Annotated in this window: 22 protein-coding genes; 11 read left to right on the top strand and 11 right to left on the bottom strand. The window is 30.9% G+C overall.

All coding sequences use genetic code 11. From position 1 onward, the window contains the following. The first annotated feature begins 90 nt into the window (after positions 1 to 90). The gene (locus tag DIS18_RS09325) at positions 91 to 1,311 is read left to right on the top strand and encodes a hypothetical protein (RefSeq protein ID WP_109352812.1); all 1,221 of its coding nucleotides are present in this window, start codon (positions 91 to 93) and stop codon (positions 1,309 to 1,311) included. 76 nt (positions 1,312 to 1,387) lie between these two features. Here DIS18_RS09325 and DIS18_RS09330 read toward each other — a convergent pair whose 3' ends face one another. Continuing rightward, positions 1,388 to 2,404, bottom strand: coding sequence for a threonine aldolase family protein (locus DIS18_RS09330; protein ID WP_109352813.1), 1,017 nt, complete (start codon positions 2,402 to 2,404; stop codon positions 1,388 to 1,390). Positions 2,405 to 2,650: 246 nt separating this feature from the next. On the opposite strand from DIS18_RS09330, the gene DIS18_RS09335 reads away from it, so the two are divergent. From DIS18_RS09335 to DIS18_RS09355, 5 genes are all read left to right on the top strand, one after another. Further along, positions 2,651 to 4,006: a phenylacetate--CoA ligase family protein gene (locus DIS18_RS09335; protein WP_109352814.1), complete on the top strand. Its 1,356-nt coding sequence runs from the start codon at positions 2,651 to 2,653 to the stop codon at positions 4,004 to 4,006. A 101-nt stretch (positions 4,007 to 4,107) separates the two neighbouring features. Next, positions 4,108 to 5,218, top strand: a protein-coding gene (prfB, locus tag DIS18_RS09340; protein WP_109352815.1) for a peptide chain release factor 2 whose coding sequence is annotated in 2 segments (ribosomal slippage) — positions 4,108 to 4,170 and positions 4,172 to 5,218 — 1,110 coding nt in all. Because the reading frame shifts where the segments join, the coding sequence is not laid out codon by codon here. Beyond that, entirely contained in the window at positions 5,215 to 5,832 is a 618-nt protein-coding gene (locus DIS18_RS09345) for an HAD family hydrolase (protein ID WP_109352816.1), read from the top strand. The genes prfB and DIS18_RS09345 overlap by 4 nt, the downstream gene beginning before the upstream one ends. After that, the gene (arsC, locus tag DIS18_RS09350) at positions 5,832 to 6,173 is read left to right on the top strand and encodes an arsenate reductase (glutaredoxin) (RefSeq protein WP_109352817.1); all 342 of its coding nucleotides are present in this window, start codon (positions 5,832 to 5,834) and stop codon (positions 6,171 to 6,173) included. Before DIS18_RS09345 ends, arsC begins: the two co-directional genes overlap by 1 nt. A 91-nt stretch (positions 6,174 to 6,264) precedes the next feature. Further along, positions 6,265 to 8,691 (top strand): TonB-dependent receptor, encoded by a 2,427-nt coding sequence (locus DIS18_RS09355; protein WP_109352818.1) that lies wholly within the window; start codon positions 6,265 to 6,267, stop codon positions 8,689 to 8,691. Positions 8,692 to 9,017: 326 nt separating this feature from the next. Here the strand turns inward: DIS18_RS09355 and DIS18_RS09360 are convergent, their stop codons facing one another. Next, complete coding sequence (locus DIS18_RS09360; protein WP_109352819.1) at positions 9,018 to 9,659, bottom strand: peroxiredoxin; 642 nt, start codon at positions 9,657 to 9,659, stop codon at positions 9,018 to 9,020. A gap of 179 nt (positions 9,660 to 9,838) precedes the next feature. Between DIS18_RS09360 and fumC the strand changes: the two genes are divergently transcribed. Further along, on the top strand, positions 9,839 to 11,236 hold the full coding sequence (gene fumC, locus DIS18_RS09365; RefSeq protein WP_109352820.1) for a class II fumarate hydratase: 1,398 nt from the start codon (positions 9,839 to 9,841) through the stop codon (positions 11,234 to 11,236). A gap of 218 nt (positions 11,237 to 11,454) precedes the next feature. Here fumC and DIS18_RS09370 read toward each other — a convergent pair whose 3' ends face one another. Together DIS18_RS09370 and DIS18_RS09375 are read right to left on the bottom strand one after the other, a co-directional pair. Then, positions 11,455 to 12,045, bottom strand: a complete 591-nt coding sequence (locus tag DIS18_RS09370; RefSeq protein ID WP_109352821.1) for a Crp/Fnr family transcriptional regulator — start codon at positions 12,043 to 12,045, stop codon at positions 11,455 to 11,457. A 5-nt stretch (positions 12,046 to 12,050) separates the two neighbouring features. Next, the gene (locus DIS18_RS09375; protein ID WP_109352822.1) at positions 12,051 to 12,743 is read right to left on the bottom strand and encodes an aspartate/glutamate racemase family protein; all 693 of its coding nucleotides are present in this window, start codon (positions 12,741 to 12,743) and stop codon (positions 12,051 to 12,053) included. Positions 12,744 to 12,799: 56 nt separating this feature from the next. On the opposite strand from DIS18_RS09375, the gene hutI reads away from it, so the two are divergent. Beyond that, a complete protein-coding gene (hutI, locus tag DIS18_RS09380) occupies positions 12,800 to 14,038 on the top strand; it encodes an imidazolonepropionase (RefSeq protein WP_109352823.1) in 1,239 nt (412 codons plus the stop codon). A 56-nt stretch (positions 14,039 to 14,094) separates the two neighbouring features. On the opposite strand, the gene DIS18_RS09385 is transcribed toward hutI, so the two are convergent. Then, positions 14,095 to 14,979, bottom strand: coding sequence for a chromosome partitioning protein ParA (locus DIS18_RS09385; RefSeq protein WP_109352824.1), 885 nt, complete (start codon positions 14,977 to 14,979; stop codon positions 14,095 to 14,097). A gap of 119 nt (positions 14,980 to 15,098) precedes the next feature. Between DIS18_RS09385 and DIS18_RS09390 the strand changes: the two genes are divergently transcribed. The 3 genes from DIS18_RS09390 to DIS18_RS09400 all read left to right on the top strand — a co-directional run bounded on the left by DIS18_RS09390 (position 15,099) and on the right by DIS18_RS09400 (position 17,644). After that, positions 15,099 to 16,112 (top strand): formimidoylglutamase, encoded by a 1,014-nt coding sequence (locus DIS18_RS09390; protein WP_109352825.1) that lies wholly within the window; start codon positions 15,099 to 15,101, stop codon positions 16,110 to 16,112. Between the two features lie 61 nt (positions 16,113 to 16,173). Beyond that, positions 16,174 to 17,124: a bifunctional helix-turn-helix transcriptional regulator/GNAT family N-acetyltransferase gene (locus tag DIS18_RS15120; protein ID WP_109352826.1), complete on the top strand. Its 951-nt coding sequence runs from the start codon at positions 16,174 to 16,176 to the stop codon at positions 17,122 to 17,124. Positions 17,125 to 17,131: 7 nt separating this feature from the next. Then, entirely contained in the window at positions 17,132 to 17,644 is a 513-nt protein-coding gene (locus DIS18_RS09400) for a GNAT family N-acetyltransferase (RefSeq protein WP_109352827.1), read from the top strand. On the opposite strand, the gene DIS18_RS09405 is transcribed toward DIS18_RS09400, so the two are convergent. The 6 genes from DIS18_RS09405 to DIS18_RS09430 form a co-directional block, all read right to left on the bottom strand. Further along, positions 17,641 to 19,335 carry a DUF4199 domain-containing protein gene (locus DIS18_RS09405; protein WP_109352828.1) on the bottom strand — a complete coding sequence of 565 codons (1,695 nt, stop codon included), beginning with the start codon at positions 19,333 to 19,335 and terminating at the stop codon, positions 17,641 to 17,643. The two genes, DIS18_RS09400 and DIS18_RS09405, sit on opposite strands and share 4 nt — an antisense overlap. A 42-nt stretch (positions 19,336 to 19,377) precedes the next feature. Further along, positions 19,378 to 19,893, bottom strand: a complete 516-nt coding sequence (locus DIS18_RS09410; RefSeq protein ID WP_109352829.1) for a hypothetical protein — start codon at positions 19,891 to 19,893, stop codon at positions 19,378 to 19,380. A gap of 45 nt (positions 19,894 to 19,938) precedes the next feature. Next, a complete protein-coding gene (locus DIS18_RS09415) occupies positions 19,939 to 21,174 on the bottom strand; it encodes a DUF6638 family protein (protein WP_109352830.1) in 1,236 nt (411 codons plus the stop codon). Beyond that, positions 21,175 to 21,759, bottom strand: a complete 585-nt coding sequence (locus DIS18_RS09420; RefSeq protein ID WP_109352831.1) for an NUDIX domain-containing protein — start codon at positions 21,757 to 21,759, stop codon at positions 21,175 to 21,177. Next, positions 21,752 to 23,713: an AAA family ATPase gene (locus tag DIS18_RS09425; RefSeq protein ID WP_109352832.1), complete on the bottom strand. Its 1,962-nt coding sequence runs from the start codon at positions 23,711 to 23,713 to the stop codon at positions 21,752 to 21,754. Before DIS18_RS09425 ends, DIS18_RS09420 begins: the two co-directional genes overlap by 8 nt. A 132-nt stretch (positions 23,714 to 23,845) precedes the next feature. Then, positions 23,846 to 24,901 carry a hypothetical protein gene (locus DIS18_RS09430; protein WP_109352833.1) on the bottom strand — a complete coding sequence of 352 codons (1,056 nt, stop codon included), beginning with the start codon at positions 24,899 to 24,901 and terminating at the stop codon, positions 23,846 to 23,848. Positions 24,902 to 24,999: the final 98 nt, after the last annotated feature.

Here is a 24,999-nt window from a genome sequence, read left to right on the forward strand (position 1 = left end):
ATAGTTTGGTATTTAATCTAAAAAAACAGATGTCAAATGACTCTTCCGATATATTTGTATCTGTAAATTGTAAAAAACTAATTTTATATTATGAAAAATCTTACCAAACTTTTTTTATTGGCAATGCTTGTTGTATTTGCTTCGTGTCAAAATGAGACACTAACAGAGGGAGCTTCTTCAAGAGTTGAAGAAGAACTATCTATGGAAGACGAAATCTTAGTCTCTGACGGGGAAGAAGATGAAACATTTATTTTAAATAATGACCTAGAAGGTGAAATGCCAGCTCAACCGCTTACATTTTCAATGTCTAGTGCTTTAACTAGTGCTCCTGAAGCAGACCTTGAAGGATTTGAATTAAGCTTACCAGATGTTGTTAGCATTCAAACTACTGAAAAACCAACTGATGCAGCTTACTTTGCATTAGATGTTTTAAACACAAACTTAGCTGGGACAAACCTTGAGGGATGGTGTGTTGATGTTGATTTAAGCTTAGGTGTTGAAGGACCTTTAGACTTTGATGTGTACTCAAGCTACGAAGAATTACCTGCAGGTAAATTTGAAAATCCACAAAACTTTGATTTAGTTAACTATATAATGAATCAAAACTATGTTGGTAAAGCTAGTCCAAGTGGAGGTGCTTATACTTTTGGCCATGTACAATGGGCAATCTGGGAACTTATTGATGACAGAAACTGTCAATCATGTACTTATTTAACTAATCCTACTGGAGATTGGAGAGATGATGCAAGCAACATTACCAAAGGACAAGAAATTGTTGATGCTGCTCTTGCTAACGGAGAAGGCTTTACTCCTGCTGTTGGCCAAAAAATAGCTGTAGTTTTAATTCCTGAAGGAAAGCAATCTATAATCATTATGAAAGATGTTCCTGCTAAGGAAGTACCTTGTAGTGATTGTGAAGGAGAAGTTACAAAGTTAGAATTAGAATTTGACTGGGGTTGTGCTAAAAAGATTGATATTTTACAAAGAGACGAAGATACCTGCTACGGTAAATGGATATACTGTAACAGAAATGCTCAACCTGGTGAAATAATCAATATCTCTGGTGGAAATCATGATGGAACTTTTGGAAGATATATCTATATCTACATAAACAACTGTTACTACACTAAAATTAAAACTAACTGTTACTTAAAAATTGGTCCTGGGTATACTAAAGGAGTATTTAATGTAATTAGTGGTGAGAGTAGTCATGGTGGTGAATTATGTGAATATGTAAAACCAGACACAAAATGTTACAGACACTGGAATTGTTATAATTACTATAACTACTGTATATATGGCTATTATTAAAAATGACTATACATAAAATTATAAAAAAGAGAAGCAAATTTTGCTTCTCTTTTTTTTATTAAAATATATACATTTTCTATAAAGATTTCAATTCTTTAATTAGTTTCTCGTGCATAACGTTAGTATAATCTAAATGAGTAACCATTCTAAGCTTACCGCCTCCCATGCTTATAATATGAATATCTTTATTTGCTAACTGTTCAACAAACAATTTTTCATCAACATCATTATTAACTTCAAAAATCACAATATTTGTTTCAATAGGCTCCACAGATTTTATAAAAGATAATCTTTCCATCACCTCTCCTATTTCATTTGCTTTTATATGATCTTCTTTTAGTCTATCCATATTATTATCTAAAGCATATAACCCAGCAGCAGCTAAATAACCAGCTTGTCTCATATTACCTCCAAAGATTTTTCTAATTCGTAAAGCATCTTCCATAATTTTAGAATCGCCCACTAAAACAGAACCAACAGGACAACCTAAACCTTTACTTAAGCATATAGAAATTGTGTCAAAAACTTCACCATACTGTTCAGTAGTTTCATTTTTTGAAACTAATGTATTCCATAAACGTGCACCATCTAAATGAAACCCTAAATTGTTTTCATTACAAACTCCTTTTATCTTTAAAATTTCATCAAAGTCCCAACAAGCCCCACCTCCTTTATTAGTTGTATTTTCAATCTCAACTAAGCTTGTTTTACTATAATAATATGCCTCAGGGTTTATAGCCTCTTCAACTTGTTTAGCAGTAAACATACCTCTATCCCCATCAATCAGTTTACAAGATACACCACTATTAAATGAAGCACCACCAGACTCATAATTATAAATATGCGCATACTTATCACATATAACTTGATCTCCGGTGTTAGTATGTAACTTTAATGCAGTTTGGTTAGCCATAGTACCGCTAGGAAAAAACAATGCTTGGTCTTTACCAAACATTTTTGCTATTTTTTTCTCTAATTGATTAACGGTTTCATCTTCTCTAAAAACATCATCTCCAACTTTAGCCTGCATCATTGCTTCTAACATATTTTCGGATGGTTTTGTTATAGTATCACTTCTAAGGTCTATTATCATATCTTAAATTACTTAATAACAAATCTATATATTTTATTCAAAATATGTTATTTATCACATCAAATCATTATGAAAACAATTCAATTCAAAAAAATAATAAGCATAAAAATATATTTCAAATTTTAAGCATAAAGGATAAATGTGCGGATTATCTTATTTTTTTTAAATAAAAAAATTCTTAACATATATTAGCAAGTCATTATACCAACCTTAGCATTACTAAAATTCTTTAAACAAATTTAACCCATGTTTAAAAGCTTTAACATTAGAAAAAAAATTTATTATTTAAGTGATACCATTAAACGTAAAAATGTAAGTAATCATTTAAAGGAAATAAACTTTATACTAAATAATCCTGAAAGTAATAAATCTAAAATCATTCAAAAAAGCAACCTTAATAATATTTTAAATCACGCTACAAACACTACTCCATTTTACAAAAAATTCAGAAACTTTGATTCCATTTTAGATTTTCCAGTTATAAAAAAATTAGTTATTCAAGATAATTTTAATGAGTTTCAGTCTTATCCTCATAAGGATAAAAATAATTTCAAAGTATCTACAAGTGGATCAACAGGTGTTCCGTTTTTTTTATTTCAAGATGAAGTAAAAAGAAATAGAAATAAAGCCGATGTATTACATTTTTTAAAACGCAGTAATTATGAAGTTGGTCATAGACTTTTTTACTTAGGTGTCAGATTAAATCAGAAATTCTCTTTAAAATCATTAATACAAAATGTTAGTCTTATTGATATTTCTAAACTAACTGACAAAGCAATAGAAGATTTCCTTGAAAAAGTAGCAAAAGACAAAAATTCCAATAAAATACTATTAGGGCATGTCTCAGCTTTTGAAACTATATTAAAATATCTAGACAGGAAAAACAAAGATATTACCAATATCAAATTGAATTCAATCATCACTAATTCTGAGCATTTAAGTGTTGAAACAAAAACTAAATTAGAAAACTATTTTAATACTCCTGCGCTATCAAGATACTCTAGTGAAGAAGCTGGAATTATCGCACATCAAACTATTGATTCTCCTGATACTTTCGTTGTAAATCATGCAAGTTATTATATAGAAGTACTTAATTTAAATAATAATACTCCAGTAAAACCAGGTGAAATAGGAAGAATAGTACTAACAGATTTATTTAATTACGCTATGCCTTTAATTAGGTACGATACTGGAGATATAGCTAAAACTAAAGTCTGTGATAACGGTAGTATTCAATTTGAAAGTGTTGAAGGCAGAAAAATGGATTTGGTTTATGATACTCAAGGAAACGTTCTATCATCATATGTATTTAATAAAATAATTTATAAGCACTACAAAAAAATAAAACAGTACCAATTTATTCAACAAGACAAAAAAGAGTATGAAATAAAACTCAATTTACAAGAGGATAAATTTCCTTTTGAAAAAGAACTTATTAGTGAAGTAAAAGAGGATTTTGGTAAAGATGCAAATGTAAATATTACTTATGTAAATGAAATTCCACCTTTAGCATCAGGTAAAAGACGAAAAGTCATTAATAATTATAACAAAAATAATTCATTAATAAACCCTGCTTTAAGTAAACATGAAAGCATTACTTAGTAAAAATTTGGTTTTAACATAACTCTTTCATCAGCAACAATTATTTTTTTTATTTTATTAAATCAATACAGATATCTATTTTTGTTCAAAACAAATAATCTATGATTACATCAGATCAGATTAAAGATCTAAATACCCGCCTCGATAAACTTAGGCACTACCTTTGACATTGATGCAAAACTTATAGAAATACAAAACGAAGAAGAACAAACCTTCGATCCCAATTTCTGGAATGACTCCAAGGCAGCAGAAATTACAATGAAATCACTTCGTGTTAAGAAAAAATGGATTCAAGATTTTAACGACGCTAAAACTTTAGTTGAAGATCTCGAGGTTATTTATGAGTTTTTCAAAGAAGAAGAGGCTACCTTAGAAGATGTTGAAAAACGTTTTGATAAAGCATCTACACTACTTGAAGATATTGAATTTAGAAACATGCTTTCTGATGAAGGTGATAGCTTAAGTGCTGTACTTCAAATTACTGCTGGTGCTGGTGGAACCGAAAGTTGCGATTGGGCAAGTATGCTTATGCGCATGTACTTAATGTTTGCTGAAAAAAGCGGATTTAAAGTAAAAGAATTAAACTACCAAGAAGGGGATGTAGCTGGTATAAAAACGGTGACTTTAGAAATTGAAGGCGATTTTGCATTTGGGTGGTTGAAAGGAGAAAATGGTGTACATCGTTTGGTACGTATCTCTCCTTTTGATAGTAATGCGAAACGACATACAAGTTTTGCCTCAGTATATGTGTATCCACTTGTTGACGATACTATTGAAATTGAAATAAACCCTGCAGATATTGAAATTACCACCGCTCGCTCTAGCGGTGCTGGAGGGCAAAATGTAAATAAAGTTGAAACTAAAGTTCAATTAACTCATAAACCAACAGGCATACAAATTTCTTGCTCTGAAACACGTTCTCAACATGATAACAGGTCTAGAGCTATGCAAATGCTAAAGTCTCAGTTATATGAAATAGAGCTTCAAAAACAACTCTCACAACGTGAAGATATTGAAGCTGGTAAAATGAAAATTGAATGGGGAAGTCAAATAAGAAATTATGTGATGCATCCATACAAATTAGTAAAAGATGTAAGAACAGCTCATGAAACAGGAAATGTAGATGCAGTAATGGATGGAAATATAGATGCTTTCTTAAAATCTTATTTAATGATGATGGGACAACACGTTGAAGACAATAATCAATTATGAGTAAAATAGACACCATAATATTCGACCTTGGAGGCGTTTTAATCGATTGGAATCCAGAATATGTATTCTTAGATGTTTTTCATGGAAATAGAGAAAAGATGCAATGGTTTTTCGACAATATTTGCACAAATGATTGGAATGAAAACCAAGATGCAGGTTATCCTATGGCAAAAGCTACTGAAGAACGTGTAGCGCTTTTTCCTGAATACGAAAAAGAAATACGTATGTTCTACGGACGTTGGGTTGAAATGCTTGGAGATGCCATAACTGGTACAGTCAATATTTTAAAACATTTTGTAGAATCAAGTGATTATAAAGTTGTCGCATTAACAAATTGGAGTGCAGAAACCTTCCCGATTGCTTTAGAGCGCTTTGAGTTTTTACATTGGTTTGAAGGCATCATCGTTTCTGGCGAAGAAAAAACTAGAAAACCTTTTGATGAGATTTATAATTTAACTCTAGAAAGGTTTAATATAAAAGCTAAAAATTCAATTTTTATTGATGATAATCTCAGAAATATCGAAGCTGCTAACAATCTTGGTATTAACGGAATTCGTTTTGAATCACCAGAACAACTTATTCTAGAATTAAAAACTTTTAATATCCATTTATAATGATAAAAATATACCATAACAATAGATGTAGAAAATCCCGTTGTGGACTTGACATTTTAGAGCAGTCTGGTAAGGAATTTACAGTAGTAAGGTATTTAGAAGATGTACCTTCAGAAAAGGAATTAAGAGATATCATAAAGCTTTTAGATATAAAACCCATTCAATTAGTTAGAAAAAACGAAGCTATTTGGAAAGAAAACTTTAAAAATAAAGAGTTGAGTGATTCTGAAGTTATTTCAGCTATGGTAAAATACCCAAAGCTTATTGAACGTCCAATTATCATAAATGGAAATAAAGCAATTATTGGAAGGCCGCCTGAATTGATATTAGATATTTTATAATTATTTTAAACAAATTACAGTTAACATAACTTTAACCATTAGCCAGTAAACCATAGCTTAAATTTGCAGTCATAATGTCTAAAAATTATTCATGACTAAAAACAGCTACCTTCCTCTAATTTTTTACTTACTATTTGTTAGTTTAACTTTTGCACAAAGACCTGAAAGTAAAGAAGTGAAAATCTCGGGAAATGTAATTGATAAAGAGACTAAACTTCCCCTTGAATATGCAACTATTGCTTTTTTAAATAAAAGTCAAAACAAAATAATAACAGGAGGAATAACTGATGTAAAAGGTGATTTTAGCATTCCAGTACCTACTGGAATCTATGACATTACTATTGAGTATATTTCTTTTAAAACCATTACAATTTCAAACAAAAGAATAACCAAAAATGAAAATTTAGGCGTGTTTTCTTTAGAAATAAGTGCTGAATCTTTGGAGGCTGTTGAAATTATTGCAGAAAAAACCACCGTTGAAATAAAGCTTGATAAAAAAATCTATAACGTAGGTAAAGATTTAACCGTTAGCGGAGGAAATGTAAGTGATGTTCTAGATAATGTCCCTTCAGTTTCAGTTGATGCAGAAGGTAATGTAGCATTAAGAGGAAACGATAATGTACGAATACTTATAAATGGAAAACCTTCTGGTTTAGTGGGGCTAAATTCTACTGAAGCTTTAAGACAGTTACCTGCTGAAGCGATTCAAAAGGTTGAAGTTATCACTTCTCCATCTGCTAGATATGAAGCTGAAGGTACAGCTGGAATATTAAATATCATTTTACGACGCAGTAAATTACAAGGATTAAATGGTTCTATAACCTCTAATATAGGACATCCAAATTCTGCTGGAATCTCAGGAAATATAAATTATAGAACTGGTAATGTAAATATTTTTAACACCACTGCATACCGTTATACAGAAAGATTAGGGAGGTGGTATAATGATGTTAAATATTTTGATATAAATACACCAGATTTGGACGAAAAACGTAATTGGACAGATACAAGAAAAGGTATTACAACAAACACTGGTATAGAGTGGTATATTAACGATTCAGCTTCAATAACGTCTTCATTAGTATATCGAGATAATGATTCTGAAAACAACTCAATTAACAAACTCGTACAATTCAATAAAATTAATAATACGTCAAGTGAAAGTGAACGACGAGATCCAGAACAAGAGGATGATAAAACTATTCAATATGCTTTCAATTTCACAAAGAATTTTAAGGAAAGTGATCATAAATTAACTTTCGATTTTCAATATGAAGATTCTAGCGAGAATCAAAACTCATTAATTACAGTTGATGGTGTTGAAAGTGAAATGGTATCTACTCTTGAAGATCAGACTAATATTCTGTTACAGACAGATTACGTTGTACCAGTTGGAGGAATGAGTCAACTAGAATTTGGTTATCGTGGTGATTTTACAACTAGATCTACAGATTTTGAAGTCTCTATTTTTGATTCCAATTCTGGTAATTTTATAGTAAATAATAATTTGACTAATTTATTTAACTTCAAACAATATAATACTGCTGTTTATTCTCAATTTGGAAGTAAAATAAATAAATTCTCATACTTACTAGGTTTAAGAATGGAAAACACTAGAATCAATCTAGACCAACCAACAACTGGAGATTTCAATAGAAAAAAAATAAACGGTTTATTCCCTACGGTAAACATTAATTATGAATTAAGCGAAAAACAAAGTTTTAGTTTAGGGTATAATAGAAGAATTAGAAGACCAAGAGGTTTTATGCTTAACCCCTTCCCTTCTCGATCTAGTGTTACCAATGTATTTCAGGGGAATCCAGATTTAAATCCAACATTTGCAAGTACTTTTGAATTAGGGTATTTAAACAAACTAGATAAGTTAACAATCTCCTCATCTATATACTTCTCTCGTGCAACAGATATTTTGACTTTTGTTAGTAGACGTACTGGTGAATCTGTAATTGTTGATGGTGAAGAATTCCCAGTAATTGAAAGAGGCCCTGTGAATCTTGGTTCTGATAAACGCTATGGCTTTGAATTGAACTTAAATTTCAACCCTTCAAAAAAGTGGCGTATAAATACAGATTTCAACATTTTCAAATTTGAAAGAGATGGCGATTTCAATGGTGTAGATTTAAGCGCAAATAACTTAACATGGACAGCAAGATTAACTAATAAATTAACTTTGCCATATGATATAGATTGGCAAACTAATATAAATTATAGAGGTCCTAGTGAAGATGCACAAAATAATAGAAGAGGTGTTTTTTCTACCAATTTAGCATTAAGTAAGGATTTATTTAAAGAAAAAGCTTCAATAGCTTTTAATGTTAGAGATCTTTTTAATACTGCTTTTTTTAGTAATAATATTACAGCCCAAACATTTACAGCTTATCAAGAAATTCAGTTTAGAGGCGGACGTATTTTTAACTTAGCATTTACCTACAGGTTTAACCAGAAGAAAAAACGTGAGCGCCAAGGCGGATTTGATGGTGGCGGTGGTATGGATATGTAAAATGCAATCATAAAAAAAAGGAAGCTAAATAGCTTCCTTTTTTTTATCTAAAATTATGTTTAAGCTTGACGCTTAGCTTTCTTTTCTTCTCTAATTTCTTTTAATCTTTCAATTAAAGAACCTCCAATCCAATAAGGAATAACAAAGGTTAATAAAAATATCATTAGCCAAAAACCTATTGTCAAAATAGTTAAGAACGCTAAGAAACCTAAATACTGGTCAAAATCAAACATAATGGAAATTGTCTTTTATAAATACCATGCAAAGATAATGCAAAGGTATTTCTTATACAATATCAAGTTAAAAATTATTAACAGACTTTTTAACTAATCTAAATTTGGTTGTGGAGTCATCCTTAAGTAAGGCTTTATTTCATCAACTCCTTTTGTAAAAATACCCTTAGCATCTTCAGTTGAAATAGCTGGACTTATAACTACATCCTCACCATGTTTCCAATTTGCAGGTGTAGCAACTTTATGGTAAGCCGTTAATTGAAGTGAATCTATAACACGTAAAAGTTCATCAAAGTTCCTCCCAGTAGATGCTGGATAAGTTATAATCAGTTTCACTTTTTTATCATTACCAATAACAAAAACAGAACGTACCGTTAGTTTACTATCTGCATTAGGGTGAATCATATCATAAAGTTCAGAAACTTTTCTGTCTTCATCAGCAATTATAGGAAAATTAACTGTTGTGTCTTGCGTTTCATTTATATCATTTACCCAACCTTTATGAGACTCTAAACCATCAACACTAAGTGCTACTACTTTAACATTTCTCTTATCAAAATCTCCTTTATATTTTGCTACAGTTCCTAATTCAGTTGTGCAAACTGGAGTATAATCTGCAGGGTGAGAAAACAAAATCCCCCAACCATCTCCTAACCAATCATGAAAGTTAATAATCCCTTCTGTTGATTGAGCTGTAAAATTTGGAGCTTCATCTCCTAATCTAATTGTTGCCATATTAATTGTGTTTATATGATTTTAAATTTAATCCTACTAAATTAATAGATTTAAACTAATTAGAGTAATAATATCAGTTATATAATTGTTAAAAAGAAGTCATAAAAACTAACAAAAATCATAATCAAAAAAGCAGTAAATGAATTACCTTAGCAACTCAAAAATTTAAGACTTTTAAGATGAGTTACAGAATAGAAAAAGATACAATGGGCGAGGTAAAAGTACCCGCTGATAAACTTTGGGGAGCACAAACAGAACGCTCTAGAAATAACTTTAAAATTGGTCCTGCTGCGTCTATGCCATTAGAGATCGTTTATGGTTTTGCATACTTAAAAAAAGCAGCAGCTTATACAAACTGTGAACTAGGTGCATTAGCTGAGGAAAAAAGAGATTTAATAGCGCAAGTTTGTGATGAGATTTTGGAAGGCAAACACGATAATCAATTTCCATTAGTTATCTGGCAAACCGGTTCTGGTACGCAAAGTAATATGAATGTTAATGAGGTTATCGCTAACAGAGCGCATCAAATAGCTGGTAAAGTTATAGGCGAAGGTGAAAAAACAATTCAGCCAAATGATGATGTAAACAAGTCTCAGTCTTCAAACGACACCTTCCCCACTGGGATGCATATTGCCGCTTATAAAAAAGTAGTAGAAAACACAATTCCTGGTGTAAAACAATTACGAAACACACTTAACGAAAAATCGATAGCATTTAAAGATGTTGTTAAAATAGGTAGAACTCATCTAATGGATGCTACACCTATTACTTTAGGTCAAGAATTATCTGGTTATGTAGCACAATTAGATCATGGCTTAAAAGCTTTAGAAAACACATTGGCTCATTTAAGCGAATTAGCACTTGGAGGGACCGCTGTTGGAACCGGTTTAAATACACCAAAAGGTTATAGTAAACTAGTAGCAAGTTATATTGCAGAATTTACAGGACTACCTTTTGTAACTGCTCCAAATAAATTTGAAGCTTTAGCTGCACATGATGCTTTGGTTGAAACGCACGGTGCTTTAAAGCAATTAGCTGTATCATTAAATAAAATTGCCAATGATATTAGATTAATGGCATCTGGACCTCGTTCTGGTATTGGAGAAATTACCATTCCTGCTAACGAACCTGGCAGTTCTATAATGCCTGGGAAAGTTAACCCAACACAATGTGAAGCTTTAACTATGGTTTGTGCACAAGTTATGGGTAATGATGTTGCAGTTTCTGTTGGTGGTTTACAAGGACATTACGAACTAAATGTTTTTAAACCTGTTATGGCTGCTAACATATTGCAATCAGCTCAATTAATTGGGGATGCTTGTGTAAGTTTTGAAGAAAATTGTGCTGTAGGAATTGAACCAAATCAGGAAGTTATTACTAAGTTATTAAATAATTCATTAATGCTTGTAACCGCTTTAAATACAAAAATTGGATATTATAAAGCTGCTGAAATTGCTAATACAGCGCATAAAAACGGAACTACTCTAAAAGAAGAAGCTATAAATTTAGGCTATGTAACTGCTGAAGACTATGATGCTTGGGTAAAACCTGAAGTTATGGTTGGTAGCCTTAAGTAAAAACTTTTCAATATAGATTAAATAAAAAGACAGGTAAATAATTTTACCTGTCTTTTTGGTTGGTTAGCTATCAATCCTTTGTAAATTGTAATCCATAAAGGAAATCGAGTCAAATATATAACTAACTACACATATTGAAATTAACATTTGTTAAATTCTATACAAAAAACAACTTTAAATAAAAAGCAACTCAATTTTCGTTTATAAATAAGAATTATCTATTTATCCCTTTTTTCTTCTTTTTTTATTCTTCTTCTAATTCTACTCAATTGTACTGGAGTAATACTTAAATATGAAGCAATTTGATATTGTGGAATAAGTTCATCTATAGTTGGAATCTTTTTCTTTAGTGTAAGATATCTATCTTTTGCATCCATAGAAATAAGCTCCAATTGGCGCTCTTCATATCGTATATATACATGTTCTAGTATTCTGTTGTAGAGATTACTTATATTAATATCCTCCTTACAAAGATCAATAATATCAGTAAAACTCACTTCATAAACATTACACTTAGTAAGTGTTTCATATGTTAATTTGGAAGGTTGCTTTTGTATTAAAGCTGTAAGTGCGCCAACAAAACTAAATGGCATAAAAAAGTTTTTATTAAACTCTTTCCCATTTTCTGAGCTTAGATATGCTCGCATCATCCCAGATACAAGCATATATATCTTGTTGGGAACTTCACCAGGTTTAGCAATTAGCTCACCGGCGTTGAGTTTTTTGTATACCGCTATCCTCGTAAGTTTAGAAAATGTTTCTTCAGAAACGTCTAAAAACGAGTTTAGAAATACTAAGTTAGGGTTCATACTATTTAAGTTTTTAGCACATCCATAAACGATTTGGTGGCGTGTATGGTTGTGGTGTCAAAAACAGGTGCCGAAACATCTGGTTGGTTAATTAGTAATGGTATTTCTGTACACCCTAAAATAATACCTTCTGCTCCATCTTCAATTAATTTATCTATAATTTGCAAATAAACTTGTTTAGATGCATCTTTTAATAAGCCTTTAGAGAGTTCATCGTAGATTATTCGATGAACTTCATTCCTATCTTCTAAACCAGGAACAATCGTTTTTATACCAAAAGAGGTCAAAACTTTAATATAGAAATCTTTTTCCATGGTGTATTTAGTTCCTAAAAGCGCAACTGTGTTTAATTTCTTTTCTATAATTTTTTCGGCAGTGGCTTCAGCTATATGAATTACTGGAATTTTCACAACAGCTCTTATAGCATCAATAGTCAAATGCATAGTATTAGCACAAATTAGAATACACTTTGCCCCTGCAAGTTCTAAACTTTTTCCAGCATCAGCCATTATTTCATCAAGCTTATCCCATCTATTTTCCTTTTGATATTTTGATATTTCAGCAAAATTAACAGAGTTGATAATTACCTTACAGGAATGATTCTCACCAAAATGTTCAGCAGCCAATTTATTTAAAACTTCATAATACATAATTGTAGACTGTGGTGTTATCCCTCCAATTAATCCTATTGTTTCCATTATATCTAATATTTTGTACCTAAATTTATAGCTTTAATTGTATTAAACAGTATTTCATGTCAATTTTAATTACCAATATCAAAAATCTTATTCAAGTTAGAGATCAAAATGTTTTAAAAGTCTTTGGTAAAGACATGCAACAGTTACCTTCCATTAAAAATGCTTTTCTTTTAATTAAAAATGATAAAATTGTTGATTATGGATCAATGGATAATTTTAAAGATTATGCTGCAGATAAAATTATTGATGCTACTGGTAAGATTGTGTTACCAACATGGTGTGATTCTCATACACATATTGTTTATGCTGGAAATAGAGAACAAGAGTTTGTTGATAGAATAAATGGATTAAGTTATACTGAAATTGCAAGTCGTGGTGGCGGTATTTTAAACTCTGCAAAAACATTACAAAACACTACTGAAGAAGATTTATACAAACAATCAATTGAGCGAATTAAAAATGTTATGAGGCTTGGTACCGGGGCTTTAGAAATTAAATCTGGTTACGGGCTATCTGTTGAATCTGAGCTTAAAATACTTCGTGTTATTAAACGAATTAAATCTGAATTCCCTCTAGAAGTTAAAGCTACTTTTTTAGGAGCTCATGCTTTTCCTGAAGCGTATTTAAATAACAAAAAGGCTTATATAGATTTAATTATAAATGAAATGCTACCAAAAGTAGCTAATGAAAATCTAGCTGATTTTATTGATGTATTTTGTGAAGAAGGTTATTTTTCAATAGAAAACACCGAAACTATTCTTTCTGCAGGAAAAGAATATGGGTTAACACCAAAAATACATGTCAATCAGTTTAATGCTTTTGGTGGTGTAGCGCTTGGAGTAAAACACAATGCATTATCCGTTGATCATCTAGAAGAATTAAATCAAGAAGATATTGATGTATTAAAAGACAGCAAAACTATACCAGTGGCGCTTCCTTCCTGTTCTTTTTTCTTAAGTATTCCATACACGCCTGCTAGAAAAATTATTGATGCTGGTCTACCCTTAGCCCTGGCAACTGATTACAACCCAGGTTCTACACCTAGTGGTAATATGAATTTTGTAGTAAGTACAGCTTGTATAAAAATGAAAATGACTCCAGAAGAAGCTATAAATGCAGCTACCATTAATGGTGCTTATGCTATGGGTGTATCTGAAGAATATGGTAGTATTACAAAAGGTAAAAAGGCTAATATTATTATTACTAAACAAATTCCTAGCTACAATTATTTACCATATTCATTTGGAGAAAACAATATTGACACAGTTATAATTAATGGTGAAATTATTGAATAAAAAAAGCCTCAAACTTTACGTTTGAGACTTTTTGCTCTTAAGTGTTATAATTCGGTTTACTTTAAAGTAAACTCAGAGCTAGATACTAAATCTTTAGCGTTAAAAACATTTACAACATAACGCCCTTTTTCAAATTTGCTATCTCCTTTTGAAGCTACAAACTCACATATGTTAAGGCTAGCATTTTCGTAGTTAAACTTACTAATCATACTATAGTTTAAAGTTTTTTCACCAAAAGTTACTTGCTCATTTAAACCTAAAGTATTGTTTTTAGGATCTATAACCTGAACATATAATTCTTCATCACCAGCTTGCACTAAAGCATTTTTTGCTACAGTAAAACAAACTCTAATTTTATCAGCTCTACTAGCTCTTTCTGTAGGTATTAATTTTCCAGAAGTTCTTTCAATAACTCCAAATCCTTTTAAACCTACTGTATTTAATATTGCAGCATTCTCAACAACTTCAGCTAATGCATTATTTTGCACTAATAAAGAATCTGTAAATACCGCACGTTCTTCTAAACGAACACGAGTACTATCTAAAGATGTTGCTAAATAAGAATTCTCAACTCTTAACGAATCATTTTGAGCTAATAACACATCCATTTCTTTTTGAAGTGAAGCATATTTTCTTTTGTATCTCCATAAACTCTTTACATTTGTTTCAGAAATTTTTAATGAATCTATTAATCCTTGAATACGTGCTCTTGCTTCAACAAGGTTAGAATTTGCAACTTCATTTTCACCTATAGCATCATCATATTGTTTAGCCATAGCGTTTAAATCGTTCATTACTAATTGCTTCTCTTCAGTTAATTCAGTCTGCACTTTCTTGCTACTGTTGTACAAATTCATGGTATAAAACCCTGTAGCTAAAAATAAAACTAATGCAATCCCCAATCCTACTTTAAGTCCTGTGTTACTGTTGTTGTTGTCCATAATTACTTGTTTTTTAATGTTAAGGTTAATCTAAATTTTGTTTCTTTTTTAATTGTTAGTTGTAATGCTGTAAAAAAATAATGATGTATTTTTATTAATCAAAATTTATTTTACTTTTCATGGATAAACTAGTTTTATTTAACAACACTATACGTAATAAATTATTAAACAAACGCTCTGGTGAATCCAAATTCGGTCAACACGTTCAAATATTAACCGGCATTTCTAACATATACGAACAACTTGAAAATTTGGATGTTACACATGTTATTTTAGGTTTACCTGAAGATGTTGGAGTTTTTGCTAATCATGGAAGGACAGGTACAGCAAAGGCTTGGGATGCCACACTTAAAGTTTTGTTAAACATCCAAAGTAATGTCTTTACAAAAGCTAGCAACGTTTTGATTTTAGGGCAATTAGACTTTACAGAAGAAATGCAAGCCGTTTTAAAGTTAAGCCCTTCAAAGAAAAAAGATATTTTAAAAGCTAGAAAATTAGTAACCGAAATTGATGATTATACAACACATATTATTCACCAAATAATTTTGGCGGGTAAAAAACCAATTATAATTGGTGGTGGGCATAATAATGCATATGGTAATATAAAAGGTGCTTCACTAGCATTAGGAAAACCAATTAATGTAGTCAACTTTGATGCACATTCAGATTTTAGAAGTGAAGAAGGCCGCCATAGTGGTAATGGTTTTAGTTATGCTTCTGCAGAAGGGCTTTTAGCTAATTACTTTATTTTTGGCTTGCATGAAAACTACACTTCTAATAAGATTTTTAAAGTGCTAGATAATTCTAATACTATATCATACAACACATTTGATGCTTTAGAAATTAGAAAAGAACTTAAATTTAAAAAAGAATTAAAGCGTACTTCTGAACATATTTGTAATAATAGTTTTGGAATTGAAATCGATTGTGATGCTATTGAAAGCATACCAAGTAGTGCGATGACTCCTAGTGGTTTTAGCGTAAATAAAACAAGACAGTTTCTAAGCTATTTTGCAAAACAAAAAAATGCCATATATCTTCATATATGTGAAGCTGCACCTACAAAAAAAACTACTACTCAAGTTGGTAAACTTATCACCTATTTAATTACAGATTTTATAAAATCTTCATAAATAATTTGTTTGAATTAAAATAAAATATTAATTTTACATAAGTACTTATATAACTATAAATATGGATGCTTTAAGAGGTTACGGAGAATTAGGTTTAGGATCACGTTTAAAGCGTGTTAGCGAATTTATGATGAAAGAAACACAACTAGTTTATAATCATTTTAATATTGATTTCGACCCTTACTTATTTCCAATATTTAAAATAATAGCTAATAAAAACGGTGTAACCAATTCTGAAATTCAAAATTCATTAAAGTTTTCTCAACCTGCAATAACACAAGCATTAAACAAACTGAATGATAAAGGCTTGATAATTTACAAAGGTGATAAGTTAGATAAAAGAAAAAAAATAATATCCCTATCAGAAAAAGGAAAAAAAACATTAACTCAATTAAAACCTTTATGGAAAAGTATTGATGAAGTTATAAAAGAGTACACCTTGGAAAAATCATCTTCACTTATAGAACACCTTAATAGTCTTGAAAACAAATTCAATAAAAAAAGTTTTAGTAACACCATTATAGAAAACGTGAAAATGGAAGTAAAACAAGATATAGATATTGTATTATATAAAGAAGAATACGCTACACATTTTTATGATTTAAATGTAGAGTGGCTTAAAACCTATTTTTATGTTGAACCCTATGATAAAGAAGTATTAAATAATCCAGAAAAATATATTATTAATAAAGGTGGGCATATATTTTTCGCTCGTTTAAACAAACAGGTTGTAGGTACAGTTGCGCTAATGCCTATTGGTGAGGATGGACTTTACGAACTGACTAAAATGGCAGTATCTCCTAAACACAGAGGTCATAAAATAGGACAGCAACTCATGCAATTCTGCATTGATTATGCTAAGTCAATGGGATTACCTAAGTTAATTCTCTACTCTAACAGAAAATTAGAAAACGCCATTTATATTTACAGAAAATATGGTTTTATTGAATTAGAAATTGAATCGAATAGCCCTTATAAACGTAGTGATATTAAGATGGAATTAATATTTTAGCTTACTCATGAAATTAATAAAGGCAACATTAAACGATATCAAATCACTTCAAGAAATTTGTATTGAAGCCTATTCAAAAAGCTTTAAAGACCATTGGATAAAAAATGGATTTGATTTATACATTGATAACCAGTTTAATGAAACAAAATTAACTGAAGACATAACTAACCCAAATACAGATTACTATTTCATCTCCTTTGAAAGTAACAATGTTGGATTTTTAAAAATTAAATACTCCATTAATAACACTTTAAATAATGATTCTGAGCTGGTAAAAATTTATATACTACCTGAATATAAAGGTAAAGGGATTGGAAAATTAGCTTTAAATCAAATTATAAACAAGCTATGCTCTATTGGTAAAAAGACTCTAATACTAGATGTTATAGATACAAACACTAATTCTATATTCTTTTATGAAAAAATGGGATTTAAAAAAACTGGGGTTACAACTTTAGAAGAGCCCTTTTTTAGAGATGAATTAAGAGGTATGTTTGTTATGAAATTAGAATTGAGTTAATTTTGTACTGCCTTCAAAGAATCAATCTGTTTCTGTAATCTTTCAATTTCTTCAGCTTTCTTATCATCTTGAGGAACTACTTTAATAGAATCAATAGGTTGTTGAACCATATCAATAGTTTTAGTTTCTTCAACAAAATAATAACCAATCTTTTCGCTAGAACGCCATGCTTCATTAAGTTGATCATAGACGGTTTTGTTCCATTGACTTGGATGTTTAACGTCTATCCAAACCACATCACGATATTCACTATCAATCAATACTAAATCTGGAGTTGCAGAACCATCAAATTGTTTAGAATCTGTATCGCTAATTGAAGATACCGTACCCATAAAAAACATACGTTTTTTGCCAGCAATATCTTTTATGTATGGTCTAAATTCAACAGGTGTGTTAGCTGTCCAATCATATTCTTTTCTAGACTCTTTCACTTTTAAAGGCATAGCAGAAACACCAGCGTATCCTTGTTTTTTAGCAGCGTGATTGTAATAATATAACTTATCAGTACCATCAGCAGGAACAAAAACACTAAAACTTAAACTAGTACGCTCATCGCCTACTGGCTCTAACCCAAACCAATGATACAAGCCACTAAAAGCACCTGTATCGGTATCTGAAAAATCAAAATCTGTTACATAAGGCTGTTGGTTTTGATCTTTTGGCATTTCAGGAATTTTAACCGCAGTTTCCATATTCCATGGTAATGGATCACTAAATCCTCCTAAAAACTTTAAAGACTCAGCTTGTAGTCTTGATACTTTTTCAGCTAAAGTATTTTGTCTGGTTAAATATTTATGATTCCTCATATTTTCAGGACTTACATAAGTTCCCTTTCCAATGAGAATACGCTCTATATAATCGTTAAAATCATGCTCTCCGTTATCTACAACCATCACACCTCCAAAAGTTGGATAAGGAAATAGAAAACCCTTCCATTTAATTAAGCTCACTACTTGCACCCAATTTCCTGAATCGTTTTTCATATAATACGTATCGCTAGGTTCCATGGTAAACAATTGGAAAAAGTTGAAACGTTGTACTACGGCATTATAGGTGTTTCTACTAAACTTTAAAGATTCCCCAATTGAAAAGGTTACTGGAATTCTATTTTCGCTTGAAAATCTTGGGAATGGCGTTGTACTAGATACTGCAAAAACTTCCTCGGTATTATCAGTCATACCTTGCCACATGTATTTTTCAGTAGGTTGAATAGCCATGGTCCATTTATTCTCCTCTCCAATTCTAACTAAATGCGGAAGAGATACATCTTTAGTCTCTCCTACACTTTCATTAGCCATAGAAAAGACATTACGTAGCGGTTGAATACGTTCGTTTTGCGTTAACGGTAATTCAGCAATTTCTACTTTATTAAGGTGATTAAAAACATTATATGTTTTCATGTAATCATACATTTTAAAGTACCAACCAACTGTATACAATATCCCAAAGAAGACAACCAAAAGTCCCAAAATTGCTAATCGTCCTGCAGAACTTGCTGATTTTCGAAATTTCCTCAAACCAAAAAACAGTACGATACCACTAAGAAGAATTATGAAAATAAATTTCCTAAAAAATAGCAATGCAGGTTGATAATCATCTCGTAATACAAATAATGCTACAAGTAAAATTAATGAAACAATAATGGTAATTGTTTTTTGCTTTTTTCCTTTATTCCAGTAGTTTTTTATCATCTAAAATTTTATTTTTCATTTCCGCAAAAAACGGAATGACAGTTACATTAGGCCTTTATCCTTTAAACGTTGTCTAGCACTCTTCTCTTCTACTTTTGGTGCTTCTTTATCCTGCTCAACAACTTCTTCTACATCTTTAGTTTTCAAGTCTTCAATAAAGTCTTTTCCTTTTTCGATGGTATCTTGAACCATATCCTCAATGGAATCACTTTTTTCATCAATGACTTCACTAGATTTAAAAATAAAATTTGCTAAATATGTTCCTGCTATTGTTCCTACTATCATAGACGCAAAAATGGAGATTGTTGCAATATCAATAGGAATTAAAAAACGTGTTACAACTATTCCGATTAAAAACAGAAACCCAATAAAAACCAATCGTAGTAAAAATGTTTGCTGATATACAAAGCCTGTTTTGTCTTCAGGCTTCATTTGAAGCTCTTTAGAGTTAATTATTTTATTAAAAAATCGATAAAGCCCGTTACCTTTAGATTCTCTCCAATACAAAAAGATTCCGAAAAGTATAGCACCAATAAATACAATGAGTTCTAGTGTCATGATGTTTTATATGAAGTTGTTTTCTATAAAATTAGTCTATAATTATTAAATATTGTTACTAATTGTTTCAATTGCCCAGTCTTTTAATGAATCATCCCAAGTTTTAAAACTGGCATAAAACGCTTCTTTATCATACCAATACCAATATAAAACGTCTTTTTCTGAAATATTAACGAGTAACTTCCAGATTAAATCTTGATGTTTAGCATCTAATGAAGAATGCGGTTGGTGCAAGGCTTCAAAAAGTTTTTCATCAACAATATCAGCTATTTTAAATTGATTGCTCGTTTCTAATTTCTCTAAATAGCGTTCAACACTCATTACTTTTTTTCTAGCCTTAATATCAAGTTTATTTAAATAACTCTTAAATAATATAGGATCGTTTAAAATATCTTTTATTGGATGTTGAGGCTTTTTAAGATGTTGAACCATTTCAAATTTTTTGATACGTTCATAACGTTTAGTCTCAACTACTTTTTCTAAATCATATTCAATAATCACATGATCTTTGAGCTTATCCATAAGTTCAGATTGTTCAATATGATAAATCAGTACATCATAATTCGTATCCTTTATAGCCTCTTTATGCCATTCTTCATCTTCAAAAACAACTATGGGTTTTATAAAATCTCTCAACACATAAACGCCTCCAAATGCTCTTGTATAAAATGAATCAGTTTCAAATTGTAATTGATGTAAATCTAAATCGCGTTCTCTCAAATCTCCGTAAGTCTTAGCCGAATCTAAAAGCTCTTGATGCAAATTTTCATCTATAAAATTATTACCAGTATTAAACTTTTTAACAAGTTGCAACTGCTCTTTTTGAATATACCAAAGTCTATCAATCAAGTGGAAATTGATAGTCACTTTATTGTATTTTAAAACATCTAAAGGTTCATAAAAGGCATCAATGCCTTGATCGAAATCTAAACATATAGCACAATCTCTTGTGATGTCTTTAATCTTTTCGCCATGAATTTTGAAAACAAATTTCATGATATCCCTATCAAACGTATGAAAAGGCAAATACACAGGTTTACCTTTTTGAAGTGGAGAAATTATAATCCCATGCGGATTTGCTTCACCATTATTTAGATAACTATTATTTTTTTTTTCTTCAGCAACCTCAGGACTCCAACCAATACCATCAATATGAAAATTTTTAAGTTTAGTTTCTGTGAAACCAAGTTTTACTAGACATTTATTGTAACGCTCAACGAGTTTTCCACTTATTGGAATGAGTTCGCTTCTATATAATTTTGCTTGTTTTAATTTATCCATTTAATCTAATAACTTATGAATTATAGCATACTGCAACAATACAATTGTTCTTGTATCTACAATTTCTCCATTATTCAACATTTTAGTAGCTTCTTCAAAAGAAATTTCCAATACCTCAATATCTTCATGCTCTGAATCTAAACCACCACCTTCATTCACTTTCATATCACCGGTGTATTCACCAACAAAAAAGTGCATTTTCTCTGTCATTACTCCCGGCGAAGAATAGGCTTCATATACTTTTTTTACTTCTTTTAACCTATAACCAACTTCTTCTTCAGTTTCTCTAATTATACAAGCTTCAGGGTTATCTTTATCCAACATGCCTGCAGCAACTTCAACCAACATACCATCTTTATTATCATTCAAATAGGTTGGCATTCTAAATTGCTTAGTTAAAATAACAGTTTGTTTTTCCTTATTATAAAGAAGAATTCCTGCACCATCTCCTCTATCATAAACCTCGCGCATTTGGTTTACCCATTTGCCATTAGGCATCAAATAATCAAAATTGACTCTATTGAGAATATAATAGTTGTCCGAAAGTAACTTTTTCTGTATGTTTTTTATTTGCTTATCACTCATTTTCAAAAGTTCTTCTTGCTTCAGTTTCTATATTTAACTGATTTACTCTAGCATCTACTTTTCGTTTAAAGTCAGTATCGGCAATAGTTGCTACGTTATCTAAATAGCGCACAACTTCTTGTCTTCTAATCTCTGAGAAATCTAAGCCTTTCATATTACCTCTCATTAATTCTTGAAGCATATTAAATTTGGTATCATAATCTTGCTTGAAATAGATTTCTGGATTTTCAAACCAATCTTCTTCCAAATCAAAATCGGTTAATCGCAATGAAATAGCCGATTGAATATTACGAACATCACGAGATGAAAAGAACGGAAACACCGCTTGCATTTCTTTATACAAATTCGCATAAAACAAATGCTGATTTGTTTTAAAATGTTTTTCTACATTATCATAAACCTCATGAACACGAGCTTCAGTAGGTTTATCAACGTTACTCAAAATATCTCCCATATTTTTTGCTAAGCCTTGATCTTGCAGATAACTATAATTTTCTGGTCCTTGCATATTTACAAAATCTGGCATGGTGTCATCTAATTTTCGCCACCATAAATGATCTTGATCTAGAAAATCATGTTCTGTTCTTGCTCCATCAATTTTAAAACGCCCTTGTACACGAGAAATAACTGCTTTATCTAGCATTTCTGGCAAGTTTGTAAATAAACCTATAGAACTATTACCATAGTTAACCGCATAAGCGCCTTCAGTATATCTTAAAAACACACCAATAACTTCTTTCACGCCAGCCGAAACACCTTGAGCAGTTCGTTCTTGTAAATTATTTTCGGCATCATCTATAGGTGCAAAAATTAATTTTGAAGGATCTTGCATCGGTTTCATCCACTCCACCATTTTTTCAGCTGAACCCCCTTGAAATGTTGAAATTAAGGTATCTGGCATAGGGTGAAACAAAAAAGGAATATCTAAAGTATCACAATGTTCTTTTAATCTTGTAGCAATAGCTGCTATCAACATACTTTTTCCTGTTCCAGGAATACCGTATCCCATAAATACAGGCATAAAACCACCTAGTTCTTGAAACGGATTTTTCTTAGCAGTAAAATCGTAGCTTAACATACGTTCTGTTAAACGACGTGCAAAATGTTTTGCATCACGATTACCAACAATTTGTTCAAATTGAATTTTATTAAATTCTACACTTTTTGCTGTACCTTGAAATACGTTATTCCAACCTGAAACTGCAAACTCCGATTTTTCTAACTTATACGTTCTGTCTTCAATAGTTTCAGTATATTCTAAACTACTTTTTCGTAACTGAATCTCATCAATTAAAGCTTCGAAATACACTACCGTGAAATCGATAACATCTTTATCCGATTTGATAATTTCTGGATGATCTAAATACTTATCATAATAAAACAAACTGCAAGAAATTCCTTTAATAGGAGACATTAAAGATACCTCTGGAATACCTGCAAACTTTTGCTTCATAACACTTAAATCGTCTGACGCATGTGGTTTTAGATCGTGTAATATCTTATAAGCTTGAGCAAACAACATAAACGCTGTTGCAGTATGCATTTTACTTTCAAATTCTCGTTTTCCGCTACTATCTAGAGCCGATTTATTTTCATTTAAGCTAGATAATCCTGATGCATCATAATAACTGTCTTTTATCCAAATCCCAAGTGTAATCCCTTCTTGAACCGCGTATAATGTTTGATTCAAATAAATAGGAATAGCAACTGAATCTGGTAATAAACGCTTTTTTAAAGCTAAAATGGTTTTTGAAACCGAAGTGATTTCTGCCGAATCTGTTCCATTATTAGCTCTTGATAAATACAACAAGATAGATTCATCCTTTCCATCTTTATCTCTATTTTTAGCCCGAGCACCTTGCTCCCATTGTATGCTTTTCAAATATGAAGCTGCTTCATCTCGAAGCATATCTAATTCTGATAATTTTATTGGGAATGTTGAGTTGTGTTCCATGTTTTTTTTAGTATTCAGTCTCGGTCACGGTTAACAGTGATTACTAAACTCTGTTTACTCTAACTTAAACTGTTTATATTTTATAATTTAAATCGCAATACTGAAAACTGAGACTGCGACTGTAAACTCTATTTATTTTATTTTTAATTCTGCAATTTCAATAGGAGCTTTAGCCAAATTATTCATCATTTCTGGTGTTTTGTTATAGAGCAATTGAATAATACGATGTGGCGCTAAAACGTACTTCTGTTTAAAAACATCATCCCATTTTTGTAAAATTTGTTTACTAAAAAAACCACCTTCTTTAAATTCACTTTTAGAACTAACTTCATCTACGCGTAATGAAAGCGCATACGATTCTAAAGGTATTTCTTTTTTGCCAATACTTTCTAAAATAGTGTGGGTTACTTCATGCTCATCTTTTGCAAAAACGTTGTGTAAAGGCCCTAAATCTATTCGTTTAATACGTTTTGGTGATACTTTAGGGAGTTTTCTATCAATAGTATACGCCATAGCGTCTAAAGACATATCTCTGTCTGCAACGGTTTTTAAAACTGTGTAAATTTCATCTCTGTAATCGTTTATTTTATTACCATCATAATTAAAATACATGAAACAGACGAAAGGACGATTATGAGATACGTCATAAAAACTCCAACTTGTAACTAAATCTGCTTCTGCATTTTCTGGAGCTCCAAGAATTTTACCTTGCACAAATCGATTAAAAATGTATTGTTTATTTACAGACGAATAATATACTATGGATGCAGCTTGAAACAGTTTGCTTTTTTTAACTGGTTGCTTTTTTCGCATAAGCGCATCTAGAAACTCCTCTTTTAGCGTTGCTATTGGTGTTAATCTTTCAAGATATTCATCGCGTAATTCTAAATCGTTAAACAAATATCTAAACTCTAAATAATTTGGAAATCCAGAATCTGTTAAATCAACCTTCATGTTATCCTCATCATCATACATATACTTAACACGCATGGCTTCGATAGAATACAACAGTAAATCGCAATATTGTTTAAACAATTGTACCTCAATACCATTACATATTTCTTCTCTTTGAACAGCTACAATTAATTCTTTAAAAGCAAAGTCTACCATTTTATGATAGAAAACATAATGCTCTTTGGAATCGAGTATTGCAGAATCTAAAGGTGTAACTATGTGGTTGATTGACATTTTTATAATTAAAAGTGAACAATTAAAAGTTAAAAGTTCTTACTGAAAACTAGAAAGTTAATTGAATGGTGCGTTAAGGGTTGAGGCATTGTTGAAGC

Source organism: Algibacter marinivivus (assembly GCF_003143755.1).
Classification (GTDB): Bacteria; Bacteroidota; Bacteroidia; order Flavobacteriales; family Flavobacteriaceae; genus Algibacter_B; species Algibacter_B marinivivus.

Bases quoted from the DNA above. Each gene is read 5' to 3' on its own strand.
- DIS18_RS09400 (WP_109352827.1), top strand. From the start codon at position 17,132: ATGAAATTAATAAAGGCAACATTAAACGATATCAAATCACTTCAAGAA.
- DIS18_RS09370 (WP_109352821.1), bottom strand. From the start codon at position 12,045: ATGAACCCTAACTTAGTATTTCTAAACTCGTTTTTAGACGTTTCTGAA.
- DIS18_RS15120 (WP_109352826.1), top strand. From the start codon at position 16,174: ATGGATGCTTTAAGAGGTTACGGAGAATTAGGTTTAGGATCACGTTTA.
- DIS18_RS09330 (WP_109352813.1), bottom strand. From the start codon at position 2,404: ATGATAATAGACCTTAGAAGTGATACTATAACAAAACCATCCGAAAAT.
- DIS18_RS09405 (WP_109352828.1), bottom strand. From the start codon at position 19,335: ATGATAAAAAACTACTGGAATAAAGGAAAAAAGCAAAAAACAATTACC.
- DIS18_RS09345 (WP_109352816.1), top strand. From the start codon at position 5,215: ATGAGTAAAATAGACACCATAATATTCGACCTTGGAGGCGTTTTAATC.
- DIS18_RS09420 (WP_109352831.1), bottom strand. From the start codon at position 21,759: ATGAGTGATAAGCAAATAAAAAACATACAGAAAAAGTTACTTTCGGAC.
- DIS18_RS09325 (WP_109352812.1), top strand. From the start codon at position 91: ATGAAAAATCTTACCAAACTTTTTTTATTGGCAATGCTTGTTGTATTT.
- DIS18_RS09390 (WP_109352825.1), top strand. From the start codon at position 15,099: ATGGATAAACTAGTTTTATTTAACAACACTATACGTAATAAATTATTA.
- DIS18_RS09375 (WP_109352822.1), bottom strand. From the start codon at position 12,743: ATGGAAACAATAGGATTAATTGGAGGGATAACACCACAGTCTACAATT.
- DIS18_RS09430 (WP_109352833.1), bottom strand. From the start codon at position 24,901: ATGTCAATCAACCACATAGTTACACCTTTAGATTCTGCAATACTCGAT.
- fumC (WP_109352820.1), top strand. From the start codon at position 9,839: ATGAGTTACAGAATAGAAAAAGATACAATGGGCGAGGTAAAAGTACCC.
- hutI (WP_109352823.1), top strand. From the start codon at position 12,800: ATGTCAATTTTAATTACCAATATCAAAAATCTTATTCAAGTTAGAGAT.
- DIS18_RS09415 (WP_109352830.1), bottom strand. From the start codon at position 21,174: ATGGATAAATTAAAACAAGCAAAATTATATAGAAGCGAACTCATTCCA.
- DIS18_RS09410 (WP_109352829.1), bottom strand. From the start codon at position 19,893: ATGACACTAGAACTCATTGTATTTATTGGTGCTATACTTTTCGGAATC.
- DIS18_RS09385 (WP_109352824.1), bottom strand. From the start codon at position 14,979: ATGGACAACAACAACAGTAACACAGGACTTAAAGTAGGATTGGGGATT.
- DIS18_RS09355 (WP_109352818.1), top strand. From the start codon at position 6,265: ATGACTAAAAACAGCTACCTTCCTCTAATTTTTTACTTACTATTTGTT.
- DIS18_RS09425 (WP_109352832.1), bottom strand. From the start codon at position 23,713: ATGGAACACAACTCAACATTCCCAATAAAATTATCAGAATTAGATATG.
- DIS18_RS09335 (WP_109352814.1), top strand. From the start codon at position 2,651: ATGTTTAAAAGCTTTAACATTAGAAAAAAAATTTATTATTTAAGTGAT.
- DIS18_RS09360 (WP_109352819.1), bottom strand. From the start codon at position 9,659: ATGGCAACAATTAGATTAGGAGATGAAGCTCCAAATTTTACAGCTCAA.
- arsC (WP_109352817.1), top strand. From the start codon at position 5,832: ATGATAAAAATATACCATAACAATAGATGTAGAAAATCCCGTTGTGGA.